The organism is Vibrio sp. A1-b2 (assembly GCF_021726015.1).
Taxonomy (GTDB): domain Bacteria; phylum Pseudomonadota; class Gammaproteobacteria; order Enterobacterales; family Vibrionaceae; genus Vibrio; species Vibrio diazotrophicus.
Window position 1 is genome coordinate 300,900 of the sequence record NZ_JAKKCI010000001.1, and the last position, 17,058, is coordinate 317,957.

11 protein-coding genes are annotated in these 17,058 nt (G+C 43.9%); 1 reads left to right on the forward strand and 10 read right to left on the reverse strand.

What is annotated here, in order from left to right:
• Positions 1–275: 275 nt before the first annotated feature.
• The 9 genes from L3V23_RS01355 to L3V23_RS01395 all read right to left on the reverse strand — a co-directional run bounded on the left by L3V23_RS01355 (position 276) and on the right by L3V23_RS01395 (position 14,386).
• Positions 276–863 (reverse strand): ANTAR domain-containing protein, encoded by a 588-nt coding sequence (locus L3V23_RS01355; protein WP_237291824.1) that lies wholly within the window; start codon positions 861–863, stop codon positions 276–278.
• A gap of 156 nt (positions 864–1,019) precedes the next feature.
• Positions 1,020–1,973, reverse strand: a complete 954-nt coding sequence (locus L3V23_RS01360) for a glycosyl transferase family protein (protein WP_237291825.1) — start codon at positions 1,971–1,973, stop codon at positions 1,020–1,022.
• 27 nt (positions 1,974–2,000) lie between these two features.
• On the reverse strand, positions 2,001–2,873 hold the full coding sequence (cobA, locus tag L3V23_RS01365; RefSeq protein WP_237291952.1) for a uroporphyrinogen-III C-methyltransferase: 873 nt from the start codon (positions 2,871–2,873) through the stop codon (positions 2,001–2,003).
• A 16-nt stretch (positions 2,874–2,889) separates the two neighbouring features.
• Complete coding sequence (locus tag L3V23_RS01370; RefSeq protein WP_237291826.1) at positions 2,890–5,514, reverse strand: nitrate reductase; 2,625 nt, start codon at positions 5,512–5,514, stop codon at positions 2,890–2,892.
• A 267-nt stretch (positions 5,515–5,781) separates the two neighbouring features.
• Entirely contained in the window at positions 5,782–9,984 is a 4,203-nt protein-coding gene (locus L3V23_RS21395) for a polysaccharide lyase family 8 super-sandwich domain-containing protein (protein ID WP_237291827.1), read from the reverse strand.
• A gap of 260 nt (positions 9,985–10,244) precedes the next feature.
• On the reverse strand, positions 10,245–11,552 hold the full coding sequence (gene serS, locus L3V23_RS01380; protein WP_042481870.1) for a serine--tRNA ligase: 1,308 nt from the start codon (positions 11,550–11,552) through the stop codon (positions 10,245–10,247).
• A 102-nt stretch (positions 11,553–11,654) separates the two neighbouring features.
• On the reverse strand, positions 11,655–13,004 hold the full coding sequence (locus L3V23_RS01385) for a replication-associated recombination protein A (RefSeq protein WP_102966018.1): 1,350 nt from the start codon (positions 13,002–13,004) through the stop codon (positions 11,655–11,657).
• Between the two features lie 24 nt (positions 13,005–13,028).
• On the reverse strand, positions 13,029–13,625 hold the full coding sequence (lolA, locus tag L3V23_RS01390) for an outer membrane lipoprotein chaperone LolA (RefSeq protein WP_102952942.1): 597 nt from the start codon (positions 13,623–13,625) through the stop codon (positions 13,029–13,031).
• 140 nt (positions 13,626–13,765) lie between these two features.
• The gene (locus tag L3V23_RS01395) at positions 13,766–14,386 is read right to left on the reverse strand and encodes a YecA family protein (protein WP_102966019.1); all 621 of its coding nucleotides are present in this window, start codon (positions 14,384–14,386) and stop codon (positions 13,766–13,768) included.
• Positions 14,387–14,627: 241 nt separating this feature from the next.
• Here L3V23_RS01395 and dusC point away from each other — a divergent pair, with 241 nt between their 5' ends.
• Entirely contained in the window at positions 14,628–15,578 is a 951-nt protein-coding gene (dusC, locus tag L3V23_RS01400; protein ID WP_102966020.1) for a tRNA dihydrouridine(16) synthase DusC, read from the forward strand.
• Positions 15,579–15,587: 9 nt separating this feature from the next.
• Here the strand turns inward: dusC and L3V23_RS01405 are convergent, their stop codons facing one another.
• The gene (locus L3V23_RS01405; RefSeq protein WP_102966021.1) at positions 15,588–17,051 is read right to left on the reverse strand and encodes a GGDEF domain-containing protein; all 1,464 of its coding nucleotides are present in this window, start codon (positions 17,049–17,051) and stop codon (positions 15,588–15,590) included.
• Positions 17,052–17,058 lie beyond the last annotated feature (7 nt).

Genomic DNA, 17,058 nt, shown 5'->3' on the forward strand with positions numbered 1-17,058 from the left:
ATACTCCCTTTCCTTATAACGAATCCCAAAACACAAAAAGGCGCTACTGCCCGATTGAGCAGTAGCGCCTTTGCTATTTCTTTCATCACCGCCGTTGATGATGTCCGAAGTTATACTTTAAATTTATTTACAAATAGTAATCCAATTTGTATGCCATCTTTTATATTTATTATTTTTCAATCACTTAAATTAAAACATTTCAATTTATAGTGATTACACTGCATTTCTAAGTGCAACCTGCACCAAATCAACAATTTCTCCCTACCCCCAAAGTATTATTTACCATTGATACTATCGAAGGTATGAATCACGTTCTTCGCAACTTGCGCCATAGATAAACTAGATTGCATCGCAGAACTTCTTAATACGCGATAAGCATTCTCTTCATCGATAGTATGCATCCTCATCAGCAATCCTTTGGCTTTTTCAATCCACTTTCTCTCTTCCAGTTTTGCCGTCAACTGCTGTATTTCTTGTTGCAACGCAACGCTTTGATCACGAACCTGAATTGAATAATCAACCCAAGGTTTGAGATCAAATGAAGAATCAAAAGGAAGAATAACGAAATCATTAGACTGAGGTAGTCTATTGATATCATTCGAATTTAGCTGTTTAAGAATAACAAGAAGCGGGATTTTTTTGCTCTTGCAAAACTCAACTATCAGGCGTAACTCCGCCGTTGGCTGACGCCAGGAGACCACCACAATTGAGCTGCTTTCACGCCCAACCATCTTCTCTAACTGTACAAGCTGACAAGCTAATATATGGTCGTAATGCAGCGCCAATTTGGCGCTGATATCTGCTTGGTCACTAATACTGTCACTACATACAATGACTGGCTGAGATGCTGTTGAAGGTGACATAACCATTCCCTGTTTAATCGAACCCTACAATCAATTAAGCAAGGAATGCACCAATCTAATAAATTTAAATTTAATTAAATAAAAAACAAATAGTTATAATTGATTGCTTTAAATTATTACTACTTTATAGGTATATTTAAACAAGCAAAACACAGATTAATGATTAAGCACGTGCGCTTTCCAGAACATATAAGCGGTTTCATACGCCTTTTCTCTGTCATGGCACTGCGCAAACAGTACGGCTGCCATGGTCGACACCACGGTATTTGCCATCATCTGCAGGTCTTCTTGTGGCGTATTCATAGGGCAGTTCGCCACCGTTTCAATTTCTGAAACGTACTGTTCTGGCCAATAGAAGGACTCTACGCCTGAAGGCTGGCTCAGCCAAACTGTCTGACTCACTTTAGGGTTGTATTCAGATTCCCCAGAAACCCCTTTAAACGAGATAACCGCGTGTGACGTTTTACCAATGACATGTTCGACTTCTGCATGCAACTGTTGGAAACCGGGATGAAAACTACCGCGAATCCCGATTTTGCCTCCACCGGGATTGAGTGCTCGAACCACGGTATTAATGGGGGTTCTTAACCCATATCGGTTTTTCCAACTGATCATTAACTCTGCTTGTGGCGCGAAAGCATTCAGAGGCAAATAAGCAATGCTCCCTGTCTGCAATAGCAGTTGTGCGTGTTCCGTGTTTGACGCCATAGGAATGCCGAGTGCAGGCAGATAGTCTTCAGCATGTTCACGTGAAGCGGGCTTATCGTTATAACCATGAAGCAGCACTTTAAAACCGTTATCGGCGAGGATTTTTGCCGCCAGCAGATGCCAGGGTTTACCAGCGGTTGCACGTTTTCCCGCATAGCATGGCCAGTCGATATCAGCGCCAAGATTAGGAACACGCGATTGGAATGCTTTTACAAAACCAGCGATTTCGTCATTGGTTTCATTTTGGACTCGAATCAGCATTAAAAGCATCGCCATTTGATCATCATCGCACTCGCCATTGAGGTACTCATCCATCACCTGAAATGCTTGATCAAATGTGAGCGGTTTTCGTCCTCGCTCCCCTCGTCCTACTGTTCGAATACACTCTTTTATTATGCTCATGACAACCTCATCGCTTACAAATAAAGCTTATAGATGCGCAGACTCCGCTTCAAAACGTGTCGCTTGTGCGGTTTGAATTAACTGTTCTCTAAGCTTGACCACATCGCCCATAATAATCAATGCTGGACTTAGTCCTTTTAGATCATTTGCTGTTTGTGTGAGCTGATGAAGCTCAAGGGTAACAACCGTTTGATTGACTGAGCAGCCTTGTCCAACCACAGCAACAGGAGTGTCCACCGATAGACCATGCTGAATTAATCCTTCTTGTATCGAACTCGCATTCTCCAGTCCCATATAAAAAACCAGCGTTTGACCGCTAGCCACCAGACCCGCCCATGCAGGAAGAGCTCCGGTGACCACTTGACCTGTAATCAGTGTAACACTGCGAGAGACTTGTCTATGAGTCAAAGGGATCAGAGCGCTTGAAGAGCAACCGATAGCAGCAGTAATCCCCGGAATCACTTGATAAGCGATATTGTGCTTAACCAATTCCAGTGCTTCTTCCCCCCCACGGCCGAAAATGAACGGATCACCGCCCTTTAAACGCACAACTTGCAGTCCTTTCTGTGCAAATTCCACCAGCAAGTGGTTGGTTTCCTCCTGTTTAAGGCTTGGCAATCCACACCGTTTACCCACGTAGACCATTTCTGCATCGGGATTAACAAGGTCGAGTATCTCGCGTCCAACTAAGCGGTCATACACCACAACATCAGCGGTTTGAATGACTTTTAATGCTTTCACCGTTAATAAATCAGGGTCGTTTGGTCCTGCACCAACCAGATAGACAAAACCTTGTTTTCCATTCGAAGGACTGCGGCGCGACAAATTAGGTGTATCACAATAATGGCGCTCATGAACAGTAAAGCTTTCTCGTGCTTGAGCAGTCGTATTTGATCTCATTTTCATAGCAAATTCCTTATGCCTTGCTTACAGCAATCGTCTGATAGCTTTTAAGAATTTTGTTGACTTCCGGCAGGCATGAACCGCAATTCGAGCCACATTTCAGTTTGGATTGGAGTTGATTTAACGATACACACTCGTCCTCTTCTATGGCGGTTTGAATCTGCTTATCGGTCACTCTAAAACAGCTGCATACCAGCTGACTTTGCGCCTTTTCTCCCGCAATCGAGATAATAGAGCTCAAGCTTAATGGCTTGCCGATTAAGGCTGTGATTGCCGTGTAATCTTGCTCCAGTGGTTGTGGAGAGATGAGCAATACACCCGTAACTGTCATCTGCTGTTGATTACCAGTTTGACGGCCTATCACCATCATCCAGCCTTGTGGCAGATCCCAACGGAAAACCTTTTCTCCTTGGCCAACAGAAAACATCGATTTATCCAATTTAGTGAGGTTGGCAAAACGTGTTACAGCAGCATTGTCATCCAGTTGATAGCTACTGTGATCGCAGCTAGGTAAATCTCTCTCCTGCCCAACATAGATGCCATAGCTTTGCATTTGCACAGCAGCAATATGCACGTTTGAAGATTTGAAAGCAGGCTGACCCGAAATAGGATCGACCACGCTTGAAACCGTTCGGTTAACTTGAGACTGTCCACCATAACGCCCCGCCCAATGCATCGACATAAATAGCTGTTTACCGCTAAGCCCGTCATCAAATCTCACCTTGGCAAAAATACACGAATCGGATTCATCCGAGATACCCCGTATCGCAGCGCAATAACCTTCTTGCAGTCCTATCGTTTCTGCACTGAGTTTGTTGACGTAAATCGTTGGCTCAACTTCTCCCGCAGCGAGTTTTGCTATATGACCTGTTCGCGTCATGGTATGCCACTGATCACGCAATCTACCGGTGTTGAGCCACCAGCCATTCATCACCGTCGAAGGTGCGGTTACCGCAACAAATTGAGCTTTACCCGAAGGGGTAGAAAACACGCCATCACGGTAAGGCGATTCTTTTTCTAACGGCCACTGCGTCGGTTGCCAGTTCGCATATTCTTCATCGCTTATAGAAGCGAATTTAGAGAGATCGAACAGATAATTTGAATTAGTGTTGATGGCGCTGAGACCCGCGAACTCACGAAAAACAGCCGTTTCACTGTCGAACTCAAATCCAGATTCACAGTTCAACTTTGAGCACAGTTTTTTCCCTACTTGAGTCACCGCCCACCAATCAGGTTTTGCTTCTCCCGGTGCGGGTAGAAACGCGCGCTGACGAGACATACGACGCTCAGAGTTCGTCACCATCCCCTGTTTTTCTCCCCAACCTGCGGCTGGTAATACGAGGTCAGCGTACTCTGCCACGTCACTGTGTTCAGTAATGTCAGACACCACCACAAAGTCACAACCTTTCAATGCTCGGCGAACTTGGTCGCTATTCGGTAACGAAACAACGGGGTTGGTTGCCATAATCCACAGCACCTTGATTTTCCCCGCTTCGACAGCTTCAAACAGATCAACAGCCTTGAGGCCGGGTTTGGCGGCAATCGATGGTGATTGCCAATATTCTTTGACTAAACGTACCGATTCAGTGTCAAAACCACGATGCACCGCGAGCTGGTTTGCTAGCCCACCGACTTCTCTACCGCCCATCGCATTAGGTTGTCCGGTAAGGGAGAATGGCCCACATCCTTGTTTGCCGATTTTTCCGCTGGCAAGGTGTGCATTGATAATCGCGTTACCTTTATCGACACCAGATTCAGACTGATTGATACCCTGACAAAACAGAGTCAGTACTTTTGATTTATGGCTAAACCAGCGATAGAAAGTCGTCACTTCATTAAGAGTTAAGTTTAAAGCGCGAGCCACATTTTCTAACCGGTATTGCTCCGACTTCACTTCTTCTACCTGCTCAGAAAAGCCTTCTGTTGAAGCATCAATGAAACCTTCATCCAACGCATTCTGGTCTATCAGAAAACGGAGCAAACCGTTGTACAGCAAGACATCACCATCATTTTCGATTGCAAGGTGCAAGTCTGCCTGTTCAGCGGTAACCGTATTTCTTGGGTCAATGACCACCAGTTTCAAATCAGGATTGTTTTCACGAGCTTGTTGAATTCGCCTAAACAGTACTGGGTGAGTCCATGCGGTATTGGCACCAATCAAAACAAGTAAATCAGCATGGGCAATGTCGTCGTAATTTACCGGGACGACGTCTTCTCCAAAAGCGCGCACATGTGCCGCCACAGCAGAGGACATGCAAAGACGAGAGTTTGTATCTATGTTTGCGCTACCGACATAGCCCTTTATTAACTTGTTCGCCACGTAGTAATCTTCAGTCAGTATTTGCCCTGAAACATACATAGCCACAGAGTCTGGACCGTGCATCTCTATTGCTTGATGGATTCTTTGCGCTATCTCATCACTCGCCTGATCCCAAGAAATCTCTTTTCCTTGCATCTTGGGATAAAGGAGACGGGATGGCATTGCTAAGCTCTCTTTTAATGCTGAGCCTTTGACACATAGAGCGCCCTGATTGGCAGGATGTTGCTTGTCACCCTCAATTGAATCTTTATTCGCCACCACACCACAGCCGACACCGCAGTATGGGCATGTCGTTTGAATTTTGTTTACTGCCATCATCACTTCCTTATGACAAATAAAAAGACGCCTTACTTCTCAGGGAAGTAAGGCGTCTTTGCCTATAACGGTTAACTTGGGCAAGTTAACTTTAATCAGATTTGCTTAGACTTGTTATAGCAATACGAATGCCAACACAAATATCGCTATAAATCATAATGTTAACTAATTGAAGTTCGCTGATTACGCACTAACAGTGTGCAAGCCTGCGCCAAACAGTAACGAACACACTACCCCCAAAGAAGTATCCACCTTGTTGTTGCTTACGACTTATTCCAAAATTAACTGCGGGCCTTTATAGCCAAATTCTTTAGTCGCAAAACTGACATAGTCATCAAAGTAATCTTGCGTTAAGTCAATGAGCTCAAACACTAGGTTATCATTCTGATCTGGTTGAATGGCACGAATCAAATCTGTCACATCGATATCAATCCATTGCCCTTGTGCCTCTTTACCTAAATAAGTCGGGGGAGACTCTTTGATCATCGTCACTTGAGGGAATGTACTATAGGTTGTGTTGTGCTCATTCCAATCGGCTGTGTTGACTAATCTTGCGACGATTGAGCGCTTGAGTGCTCCATCACTTCTGATGCCCCGAACAAACAATCTTAGGGTTGCTTTACTTACTAGTTGGTTGTTAACTCTTGATAAATCATACCGAATTAGACTTTGGCGCTTATGATCCGCTGTACCATTTTTCAGTTGCATGTAACCAAGTAAGCCGTATTGGGTTGTTGCGTTAGCACCACCTTGAACAAACACGTCCTCAACTGGTAAGTAAGTCGTATACGCCTTAGACGCTTTAGGATCATCTATTGCGTAGTAATCCTGAATTGATTCAAACTCAAATGAAACACTACTGCCCGCTTGTTCACCACCCGGTGTTACAATCCGTTGAGTTTTCGCCACACCGTTGGCCGTAATTGTAATGTTGATACCTCTATAGGCTATAGCCGGAGTGGACACTGTTACCTTCGTATTAATACCACTTCTATCCAGCATCACAATACATGGAGAATCGACCTTCAGTTTAAATTCTGGAGATACTTCTAACTCACTAGCAACGAAGAATACTGCACTAATAATGTTTTTTCCCGTATCTTCAACAGCATGAATTCCCCTTGTGTTGGACAGTACTTTGACCGGTATATTCTGTTGGTACTCAGACGTTTTCTGGACATCTATGTTCGGCAAAATAATATATTGATACGACTTGTCCTTAGGTTCAGAACCATGCGGGATAGTTAAAGTAAAGACATCTTTGCTTATTGAAGTACCATCAACATTAGTAGCGTTCCGTTTTTTAATCACCGCATATCGATCTAAGTTATCCCAGAAAACATAACCTACGCCGTCATGGTGTATCCAAGGATAAGCAGAGACATTGTGATTATCCATGACTAAGTTGTCTCTGTTGCTTAACGTTACTGGTCCTTTCAATGCTGTTTGGTTGATGGTTGTAAATACAGGTTCTAAATGTGTTGAACTAATGCCAGACCCAAGTACAACAATCTGTTCACCAAAACTGAACCAAGACTTATTGGCGTATAAATAATCCCGAACAGTCGTTGATGGAGTCCAAACATACTGCTGAGTTGGACCGCTACCCACGACACGGTATGCACTCATATTTATAGATGCGGTTGTAACACCTACTTTGCCGTTTGTAGCTCCTCCATAAAATTCCATATTACGCAAAGTATCTGAATCATATGTTGGTGCCTGAGGATATTCCGGTGTAGTAACACCAGGGATTTTAGTAAAATCGAGAACAGAATTAAGACTCTCATATTCCTTACCCGTTTGAATTAACGACGTACCGCCAAGTCCTAACCAAAATTTCAAATACGCTTCGTTATTGGTGTCAGCTTCTGGTAAGGCACGCATTGAGTCCATTTTAATGCCAAACATGAAATTATCTGTCGCAGTCACCGTTGAATCAGCAAGCAAGAACTGTTTAAAGCCATTCAATCCGGTATTTTGGTTGTTATATACTTGGCCCTTGTAGGCTATCGCCTCGTCGTAACGAGTGGGGAAAAGTGCTGCGACCATATCCATACTAGTAGGTAAGTTGCTGATACTTGCTCCAGACTGAGTCGTTTCAATTTGCTGACTAATTTCGCCACTGAGTACATCTGAGCCGAACTGTTCAAAGCTCTGCATCCAACGTATACCGTCAAGCAGAATGCTCGCTAAAATTTGAGCACTGTACTCACTGAACTTCCAAGGAAGGTCTTTTACGTTGTACGCCCAACGCAAGATGGAATAAAAAGTCTCTTCACCAGTTTTTCCACTATGCAATTGTTGACTCAAAAATGCCGACCAATCAGGTGATTCACTATCCATCGCCGTATCTAGTATTATCTGAGCTAACTCTTCAAAACCAGTACTCAAGAGAGATTCTTGCTGACTCAACAGACCGTAATATATGCTAGTAACCGCTTCATCAACTCGATTTAAGCCCTGTTGGTGCTTGCTACGTGCATTAGCGAGGAGACTGATAACTTGTTGCTTTAAGTCTACCTGTAAACCATCACTCAATAAGAAGGCAACCTTTGCCAGTGAGTGGAACTCTCCGTAATCACTCCACCATCCTGTCATAACCGGTTTGGTGATTAACCATAAGTTTAAAGCCTTGTTTGCAACCAGCTTATATTGTTGATTGTTAGTTTTACGAAACGCAGCGGCGATTGTTTCCAACCTTTTTAAATGCTGCTCTGCTGGCCATCGATAGTTATTTGTTCGCTCATAATCTATATCCAACCAACGACCATCCGCTTGTAAGCCGAAAATAAGCTCCGATGCCAAAGCGTCTAAACTCTTAGATTGAGCTTGCGCACTTCCTTCTTCTGCTGAAACAAGATCCTTCGAGATTCTAGTAAGCAGTGTGCCTAAATCTGTAACGGCCTGAGTTTCAAGAGTCTGCACATCAGCGTTATTGGGAGGAGAATTTTGTGTTGTCGCTTCTGCACCCGTTCCTGTTGTTACTGGTTCTACTGTTGGTGGAGTTTCATTTGGGAGGCTGTTTCCCGTTGTTTCTGTTTCAGTCACAACACCAGATGAAGTACCGTCCTGAGATCCTTGTGCGGTACTTAAAGGTTGGTCTAGCGCAGAGAGATTACTCTCTGGAAGCGGTGTCGTGACTTGAGTATCTATTCCCGATGTCACGACCTCTGAGGTCTGCAGAGCTTCATTTGGGAGGCTGTTTCCCGTTGTTTCTGTCTCAGTCACAACACCAGATGAAGTGCTGTCCTGAGGTCCTTGTTCGGTACTTAAAGGTTGGTCTAGCGCAGGGGGATTACTCACTGGAAGCTGCATCGTACCTGGAGTATCTGTTCCCGTTATCACGACCTCTGAGGTCTGCAGAGTCTCGTTTGGAAGGCTATTTCCCGTTGTTTCTGTCTCAGTCACAACACCAGATGAAGTGCTGTCCTGAGGTCCTTGTTCGGTACTTAAAGGTTGGTCTAGCGCAGGGGGATTACTCACTGGAAGCTGCATCGTACCTTGAGTATCTGTTCCCGTTGTCACGACCTCTGAGATCTGCAGAGTCTCATTTGGGAGCTGATTTTCCGCTATTGGCGTCTCACTTGCCACTTCTAAAGTTGGCATTATCGCGTTTACGGGTGCTGATTCTTGAGGCTGATTCGAATTGCTAATATCAATTTCGGTGATTGACGGCGAACCTAGAATGCTAGGCACCTGTAATCCTACTTCGGGAGTCTGTTTGTTGTTACTTGGTTCACTTGCATTAGGATCTACCGTTTCATCTGACACTGCAGATATAGGATTTTCTCCACTAACAAGTCCGAGATCTGCTTCTAGCGTTTTAACAGCGCTCTGGTTAAAAGCATCAACCGCCCTTTCCAAAACCGGATGAGATTGAACAAGTTGCTGATGTGTAAATGGGGTTTCAGCTTCGGGCATGACGCTAGCTAAGCTATGAGACAGAGCTTGAAGCTTTTTATTTTCTTGCTTGTTGAGGAAATTTAACAGCTCCTGCTCGCTAACCTCACCAATGATTGCCGCAATCGTCGCAGTCGCTTGTTCAAAAGCTAAACCTTCCGCTTCTTGCTTGGAGTAGAGTAGATGTGAAACTGGTGAGATCCTTTGAATCCCTGCAGGCGCTACCATCAAATAAGATTTGCTGACTTTCTCACCTGTTGTTTTGTTTATTGTGCGATTTTTTATTGCTGATGCAATTAGTGAATACGCTTGAGGTACATTATCGAGCGCAGCTACATCTAATAATGCGTTACCAGTAGAATCTGTGTATGAGTTAGGTTCTCCAACATCTAATTGATAGTTGTTATTCAAATCCAACCAAACAAGTGCATCTTGAAGATGTTCATCGGCCACTTCAGCCTGATAAACAGTGGCTTCGGTTTTGTTATCCGTTCCAGAAGAATCTTCACCACCGCAGCCAACAATGGCTCCAATAGACATGGCGAGAATAGATAGTCTAAGTGATTTCACAATAGCTCCTTATCAAAACACAATCAGTGCAACTTTTTGCACTAAGATCACATTCCGAAGAGGGTATTGAGTCGCCTAGCATGCGTAAACTTATGAACTAATTTGCATCGGCGCAGTTCTAGTTATTTAAGTTTAATTGTTTAAAAACAGGAACCTATTCGCAAATACTTTAAAATCAGTCTCGATGAAAAGTCATAAAAAAACACCGAACTCTTTCGAATTCGATGTTTAGTGGTAATTGCCTGATCAGCGAATCAGTATTAACCGATATGAGTCGCGCCACCCATGTACTTCTGAAGTACTGTAGGAATTTCGATGCGACCATCTGCAAGTTGGTTATTCTCAAGAATTGCAACCATTGTACGACCAACCGCTAGACCAGAACCGTTTAGTGTGTGTACAAGCTCAGGTTTCTTCTCGCCCTTACGACGGAAACGCGCTTGCATACGACGAGCTTGGAAATCCCACATGTTTGAACATGAAGAGATCTCACGGTAAGTCTGTTGTGCTGGAACCCAAACTTCCAAATCGTAAGTTTTACGAGAACCGAAGCCCATGTCACCTGTACATAGCACGACTTTACGATATGGAAGCTCAAGAAGCTGTAATACTTTCTCAGCGTGACCCGTTAATTCTTCTAGCGCTGCCATAGAATCTTCAGGCTTAGTAATTTGTACTAGCTCAACTTTGTCGAACTGGTGCATACGAATCAAACCACGAGTATCACGACCATATGAACCAGCTTCAGAACGGAAACATGGTGTGTGAGCTGTCATCTTCAACGGAAGATCAGCTTCATCAGTGATGGTGTCACGCACTAGGTTTGTTACAGGCACTTCCGCAGTTGGAATCAATGAAAGCTTACGAGGCTCTTCATCGTTCACTTTTTCAGTTAGCGGCTCAGTGTGGAACAAGTCTTGACCGAACTTAGGAAGCTGACCAGTACCAAATAGGCTGTCCGCATTCACTAGGTAAGGAACGTACATTTCAGTGTAACCGTGCTGTTCTGTATGCAGATCTAGCATGAACTGCGCAATTGCGCGATGTAGGCGCGCAAACTGGCCTTTCATTACGATGAAACGTGCGCCAGTGATTTTAGTTGCGCTCGCAAAATCTAAACCATCACCCATTTCGCCAAGGTCTACGTGATCTTTTAATTCAAAGTCGTAAGTCTTTGGCTCGCCCCAACGTGCAACTTCTACGTTGTCGTTTTCATCTTTACCGTCTGGCACAGAATCATCTGGGATATTTGGTAGCGTTTGTGTAATCGCATCTAGCTGAGCTTGGACTTGGTCCAATTCAACTTTTTTAGCATCAAGGTCGTCACCCAATGTACCGATCTGCTTTTTGATCTCTTCAGCGCCTTCTTTGTCGCCTTTAGACATCAATTGACCGATTTGCTTAGAGATCGAGTTACGCGAGGATTGTAAATTTTCAACTTCTACTTGAATGGACTTACGTTGTTCTTCAAGTGTACGAATTGTATCGACGTCGAGTTTAAAACCGCGACGTGCCAGTTTTGCAGCTGTTTCATCCAGCTCTGTACGAAGTAATTTAGAATCCAGCATTGTTAATCCTATGCTTTTGAGTATCGAAAAGACGTAAGTGCTTGCTTTTTAAGCAAGCCATACGTATTGAATTTTTAACTTGTCAAAGATAACGAAAAGACACTATTTTTCATAGCGCTTTTGTGGGCTTTTTGCGTCTAAATCCGCCAGATAATCTAACTTTTCACCAATCTTAGTCTCTAAGCCTCGATTTGTTGGCTGATAATAGCGGGTTCCTGTCATTTCAGGTGGCAAATATTGTTCTCCGGCAGCGTACGCACCGGGTTCATCGTGAGCATAGCGATATTCAGCACCATAGCCTAAATCTTTCATCAAACTGGTTGGCGCATTTCGCAAATGATGAGGCACTTCATATTCAGGCAAGTTATGTACATCAGACAATGCTTGTTTCCATGCTGAATACACCGCATTGCTTTTTGGCGCGCAGGCTAAATAGACAATCGCTTGCGCTATGGCTCGCTCGCCCTCGGCTGGCCCGACGCGGGTGAAACAATCCCAAGCAGACAAAGCCACTTGCATTGCTCGCGGGTCAGCATTACCGATATCTTCAGACGCAATCGCTAATAAACGTCGAGCAATATATAACGGGTCACAACCTGCAGATATCATACGTGCAGCCCAATACAAGGCTCCATCGGGGTTTGAACCTCGAATGGACTTGTGAACCGCCGAGATTAAGTCGTACCAAATATCACCTTTGTTATCAAAGCGGGAAACTTTCTCTCCTGCGACTTCAGCCAGAAGACTTAAAGTAATGAGCTTATTCCCATCACCATCTTCTTCCGCCATATCATAAAGTAGCTCAAGGTAGTTGAGCGACATTCGCGCATCACCATTCACCAACTCTGATAATCGCTCTAAAACGTTATCTTTAAATACGGCTTTGGTTTTGCCTAAGCCTCGCTCTGAATCATTAACCGCTTGTTCCAGAGCCTGAAGAATCTCCTCTTTACTTAAAGACGTCAGTTTATAAACGCGTGCTCGCGATAACAGAGCGTTGTTAAGTTCAAACGAAGGGTTTTCAGTAGTCGCGCCGATAAAGGTCACTGTGCCGTCTTCAATATGTGGCAGAAAAGCATCCTGCTGCGATTTATTAAATCGGTGCACCTCGTCGACAAACAAGATGGTGCGGCGGCCAGTCAGCTTATTCTCTCGAGCTTTTTCAATCGCAAGACGTATCTCTTTAACACCAGAGGTTACCGCCGAAACACGCTCCACTTCTGCATTGGCATAATTTGCCGCCACTTCAGCCAGCGTTGTTTTACCGGTACCCGGAGGCCCCCACAAAATCATTGAGTGGATTTGTCCTGCTTCCAGAACCTTACGCAAAGGCTTACCGACACTCAATATATGTTGTTGACCAATATATTGTTCTACGGTTTGCGGACGCATACGTGCAGCAAGGGGACGAAAATCTTCGTCCCCAGAAAAATCTAAAGAGTAGTTACTCACTGTGCCAATTACCTAGATCCATCGTTAGTTACGTTGGTCATCAACTTCCACGCCTTCAGGAACATCAAATGTGAATCGATTCATTGCGGGCTTCTGCTGTTTTACATCATTAAAACTAAACAGGCTTTTCTGACCATCTTGTTCTAATACATTAAAACCTTTTACCACACCTTTTTCATCAATCGTAATTTGAAATTGCCCCTGATTTGATTCAACAGCCGTTGGCGTCAAGGTAAACACATCATTATCTTGTTCAACTTTGTAGGCATCCCAATCACTGGTGCGGTTGCGAGTAAGCAATACAAATGGTGTCTGCTCCATCGCTTGTTCTTGGTTATAGATGGTAACTTGTTCGATAAATGGGCTGTAATACCAGAGAGATTCGCCATCAGAAACCAGTAAGTTTTCGTCAGGATCAAGTGTTTCCCAACGGAAAAGACTTGGACGTGCGATATCCACTAAACCACTACCATCCATTACTATTTCGCCATCTGGGCTGATAACTTGTTGTTCAAACTTGGCGCTAAACCCATCCGTCAGTGCAAGACGCTCACTTAAATTCTCTTTAGGTGTCGCCAATACAGAGAAACTACAGAATAAAAGAGCTAACCATTTTTTCATTGCTATTCGGCTCCTAGCCAATTCATGTAAGGAAGTTATATCTAAGATTCTTCCTTGTTATGTCAACCTTGTGTGGAAAAAGTTCGAATCTCGCCACTTTTAACGAAAGTTAGCGCTGCTGTAAAACCTGAAAAAGAGGCTTAGTTTCCGCAACAGTGCTTAAACTTCTTTCCACTTCCGCATGGGCAAATTTCATTGCGACCGATGTCTTTATATGGGTTTACGTTCTGCGCTTTTGCACCAATCATGGCTTCATCAGCGGCCAAAGCAACTTCGTGAATCATCAGATCCAATTGCTTCACCATATTTTCGATTTTTGGCAGGTCAGTGAAACCCGCTTGTTTCATTTGCTCGTGAGTCTGTTCTTCGTCAATAGCAAGCATTAGCGTTGTCAGCAGAGCTTGTAGCATTCGAATCGAGCCATCTGATGTTGCCACTTCTTGCCACGAAGGCTCAATGGTTGGCCACAATGTCATAAAGCCTTCAGAAAAGTCCGCTAACGCTTCGTCAAAACCAGAGTCTTGTTGATCGAGCATAGAGAGCAAACCATATTCGTTGAGCTTAAGCTCGTGATATTGAGCATTGATTTGATCGGTAATCAGAGTCTTTAAAGTTTCAGCTTGGTCGCCAAATACTGAACTTAACCATGTTTCAGGATCTAAAGGCTTTGTTGCTAAGTTTGCAGCCAGAACAACACCTTCGATAAAAGCAGGCGATTCGCTGCGCTCTACTGAACTTAAATTCACAAATTGATAACTCATTTAAACTCTTCTAGCTTTTGATAATTTTGATTGTTGCAGCATTATAACCTGAACTTTCCAATAAGTTCTCGTACGTATCACCCGAACTTTCTACGGATTATCTTCATCAACTCACATTTAGTTGCCTTACGCGTATCTCGCAGACTTATCTAACAACGGTCTTAAGCGGATTTCGTGACTTTTCACCGCCATACCTCTACAATCTCGCCTCCATTTTAGACGGTAGTAATAAGATCTTAGTATGCGAGTTGTTTTAGGCCCGATGGAGGGCGTATTAGATAGCCTGATGCGTGAAATGCTGACAGAAATCAATGACTATGATTTCTGCGTCACTGAGTTTGTACGTGTCATCGATCAAACGCTTCCAGATCATATGTTCTATCGTCTCTGTCCGGAGCTAAAGCAAGGTTCTACGACTAAATCTGGTGTACCTGTCAAAGTTCAGTTGCTTGGACAAGAGCCTGTTTGGATGGCAGAAAATGCCGTGCGCGCCGCAAGCCTAGGTGCATGCGGTATCGACCTTAACTTTGGATGCCCAGCGAAAACCGTCAATAAAAGCAAAGGCGGGGCTGCTCTATTGCAACAGCCAGAACTTATCTATCAAGTTGTCAAAGCATGTAGAGAGGCTGTTCCAGCACACATCCCAGTTTCAGCTAAAATCCGTCTTGGCTGGGAAAACCCTGATGACTGCTACGAGATCGTTGATGCAGTGTCCCAAGCCAAAGCCGATGAACTAACCATTCATGCTCGAACCAAAATGGGCGGCTATAAAGCAAGTGAAATCAAGTGGGAATACATTGATAAAATCCGTCAGAAAACCTCTGTACCGCTTATAGCGAATGGCGAAGTATGGAGCTATCAAGACGGTCAGGATTGTATCAAAACAACAGGTGTGGACTCCCTGATGGTATGCCGTGGTGCGCTGAACATTCCAAACTTAGGGAATATGGTGAAACATAATCACGAGCCGATGTCTTGGAATGACGTCGTGGAACTGCTGATTAAATACTCTGAATACGAAGTGAAGGGTGATAAAGCCAAATACTATCCAAACCGAGTGAAACAGTGGTTTTCCTATCTGCGTCAGGCTTATCCTGACGCAGCAGATCTGTTCAGAGAAATTCGTGTCAAAAATGACGTTGATGCGATGGTTGATCACTTAAAGCGCTACAGAGACGCGCTTTACGCCTAACCCCGCCAATTAAAATACCAGTTTGTCTTTGCCCGTTGTTTTGGCTTGATATAGCTTCTCGTCTGCGATTTTGAACAGCTTATCGAAATCGCAGCCTTTGTCACTTTGTATAATCTCTACACCACCCGAAACAGTAAACCCATTCTCGACCACTTTAGAAGACTGACTAGTAATTGCATCTTTCACACGCAGCATAATCTTTTTCAGAACGTCGCTATCATCACCCGTTAAATAAACCACGAATTCTTCTCCACCGAAACGCGCTACCGCATCAGTATTACGGATACTTTTTTCTATTTGCTCACCAAGATAGCAAATAACATCATCCCCGACGTCATGACCATAGGTGTCATTGATCGATTTAAAATTATCGATATCCAGTATAGCTATGGACAAATACTGCTGGTGATATTTCCCGCGCAGGAACTCTTCCATTCCCCTTCTGTTGAGAACACCTGTCATAGGGTCATGCGATGCTAAATCAGCGTAATAGCTCTTTTCAACTCGAGTACCAAGATGTAAGACGCCAATAACAGTCACTAAGTAGGAAAGCAAAACTACCGCCAAACTCATACTCATATCATCCACAAACTGCGTGATTTCGGCACGCCAATCCCAGTGGTAGTAGAGATAATGATCCATGTTGGTGTAGCTGACTTCCAACTTGTGTGGCAAATACGCTGAACCATCGGTCGGCAGCGATTCTGTGCGTACTAACCTGATCTTCCCTGCCACGGGAGATAAATCTCCGATAAGCTTATCGACGCTGACATCGAGTACAACCACACCTTTAAAGACCGCGTTCTCAAAAACGGGCATTGCTAATGTCATGTTATTTCTTTGCATCAGCACTTCACTAAACGCACTCGGTCCTATTACAGAAATAACGTCCGGATTTTGTGATGCTTCTTGCCAGAAATTGCGTAGCCTGACGGTTTTTAGTTGCTCTTGGGTGATACCTTGAATGGCTTCTTTAGGTGAAGAGATGATAAAGCCATGTTCATCAAGATAATGAACGCCGATAACATAATCATCGAGGTCATGAAGGAATGAAATGATGGGTGCCAGAGTGACTTTCCTTAAGGCTAATTCAGTCACATCACTAGAAGCGTTACAGTACTTTTCATCGCCTATCATCATGTAACTGATGTTAATCGGCGGAGAGGAATGGGCAAGATTCTTAGTAATCATCAGCGACTCTTTAGGGGAGAGTTGGCAAACGCCATTGACCACTTCAATATTAAAATCTGTTGCCTCTGTTAATGTGGACTCATAGTAACTACTAAAACCGTAATCCAGTGCGACTAGTATTTTCCCCGCTCGTTGCAGCATGGCATTCACATTTCTATATTCACTGGTGATCTGCTGGTTCAACACCATTAAATACGAGTAAACCATCATCGACAAAATAGCGAAAACCAAAATCAGTGGTCCAAAAATAACGATTTTTTTGTAGTTTTTCTTCGGCTGCATATATTTT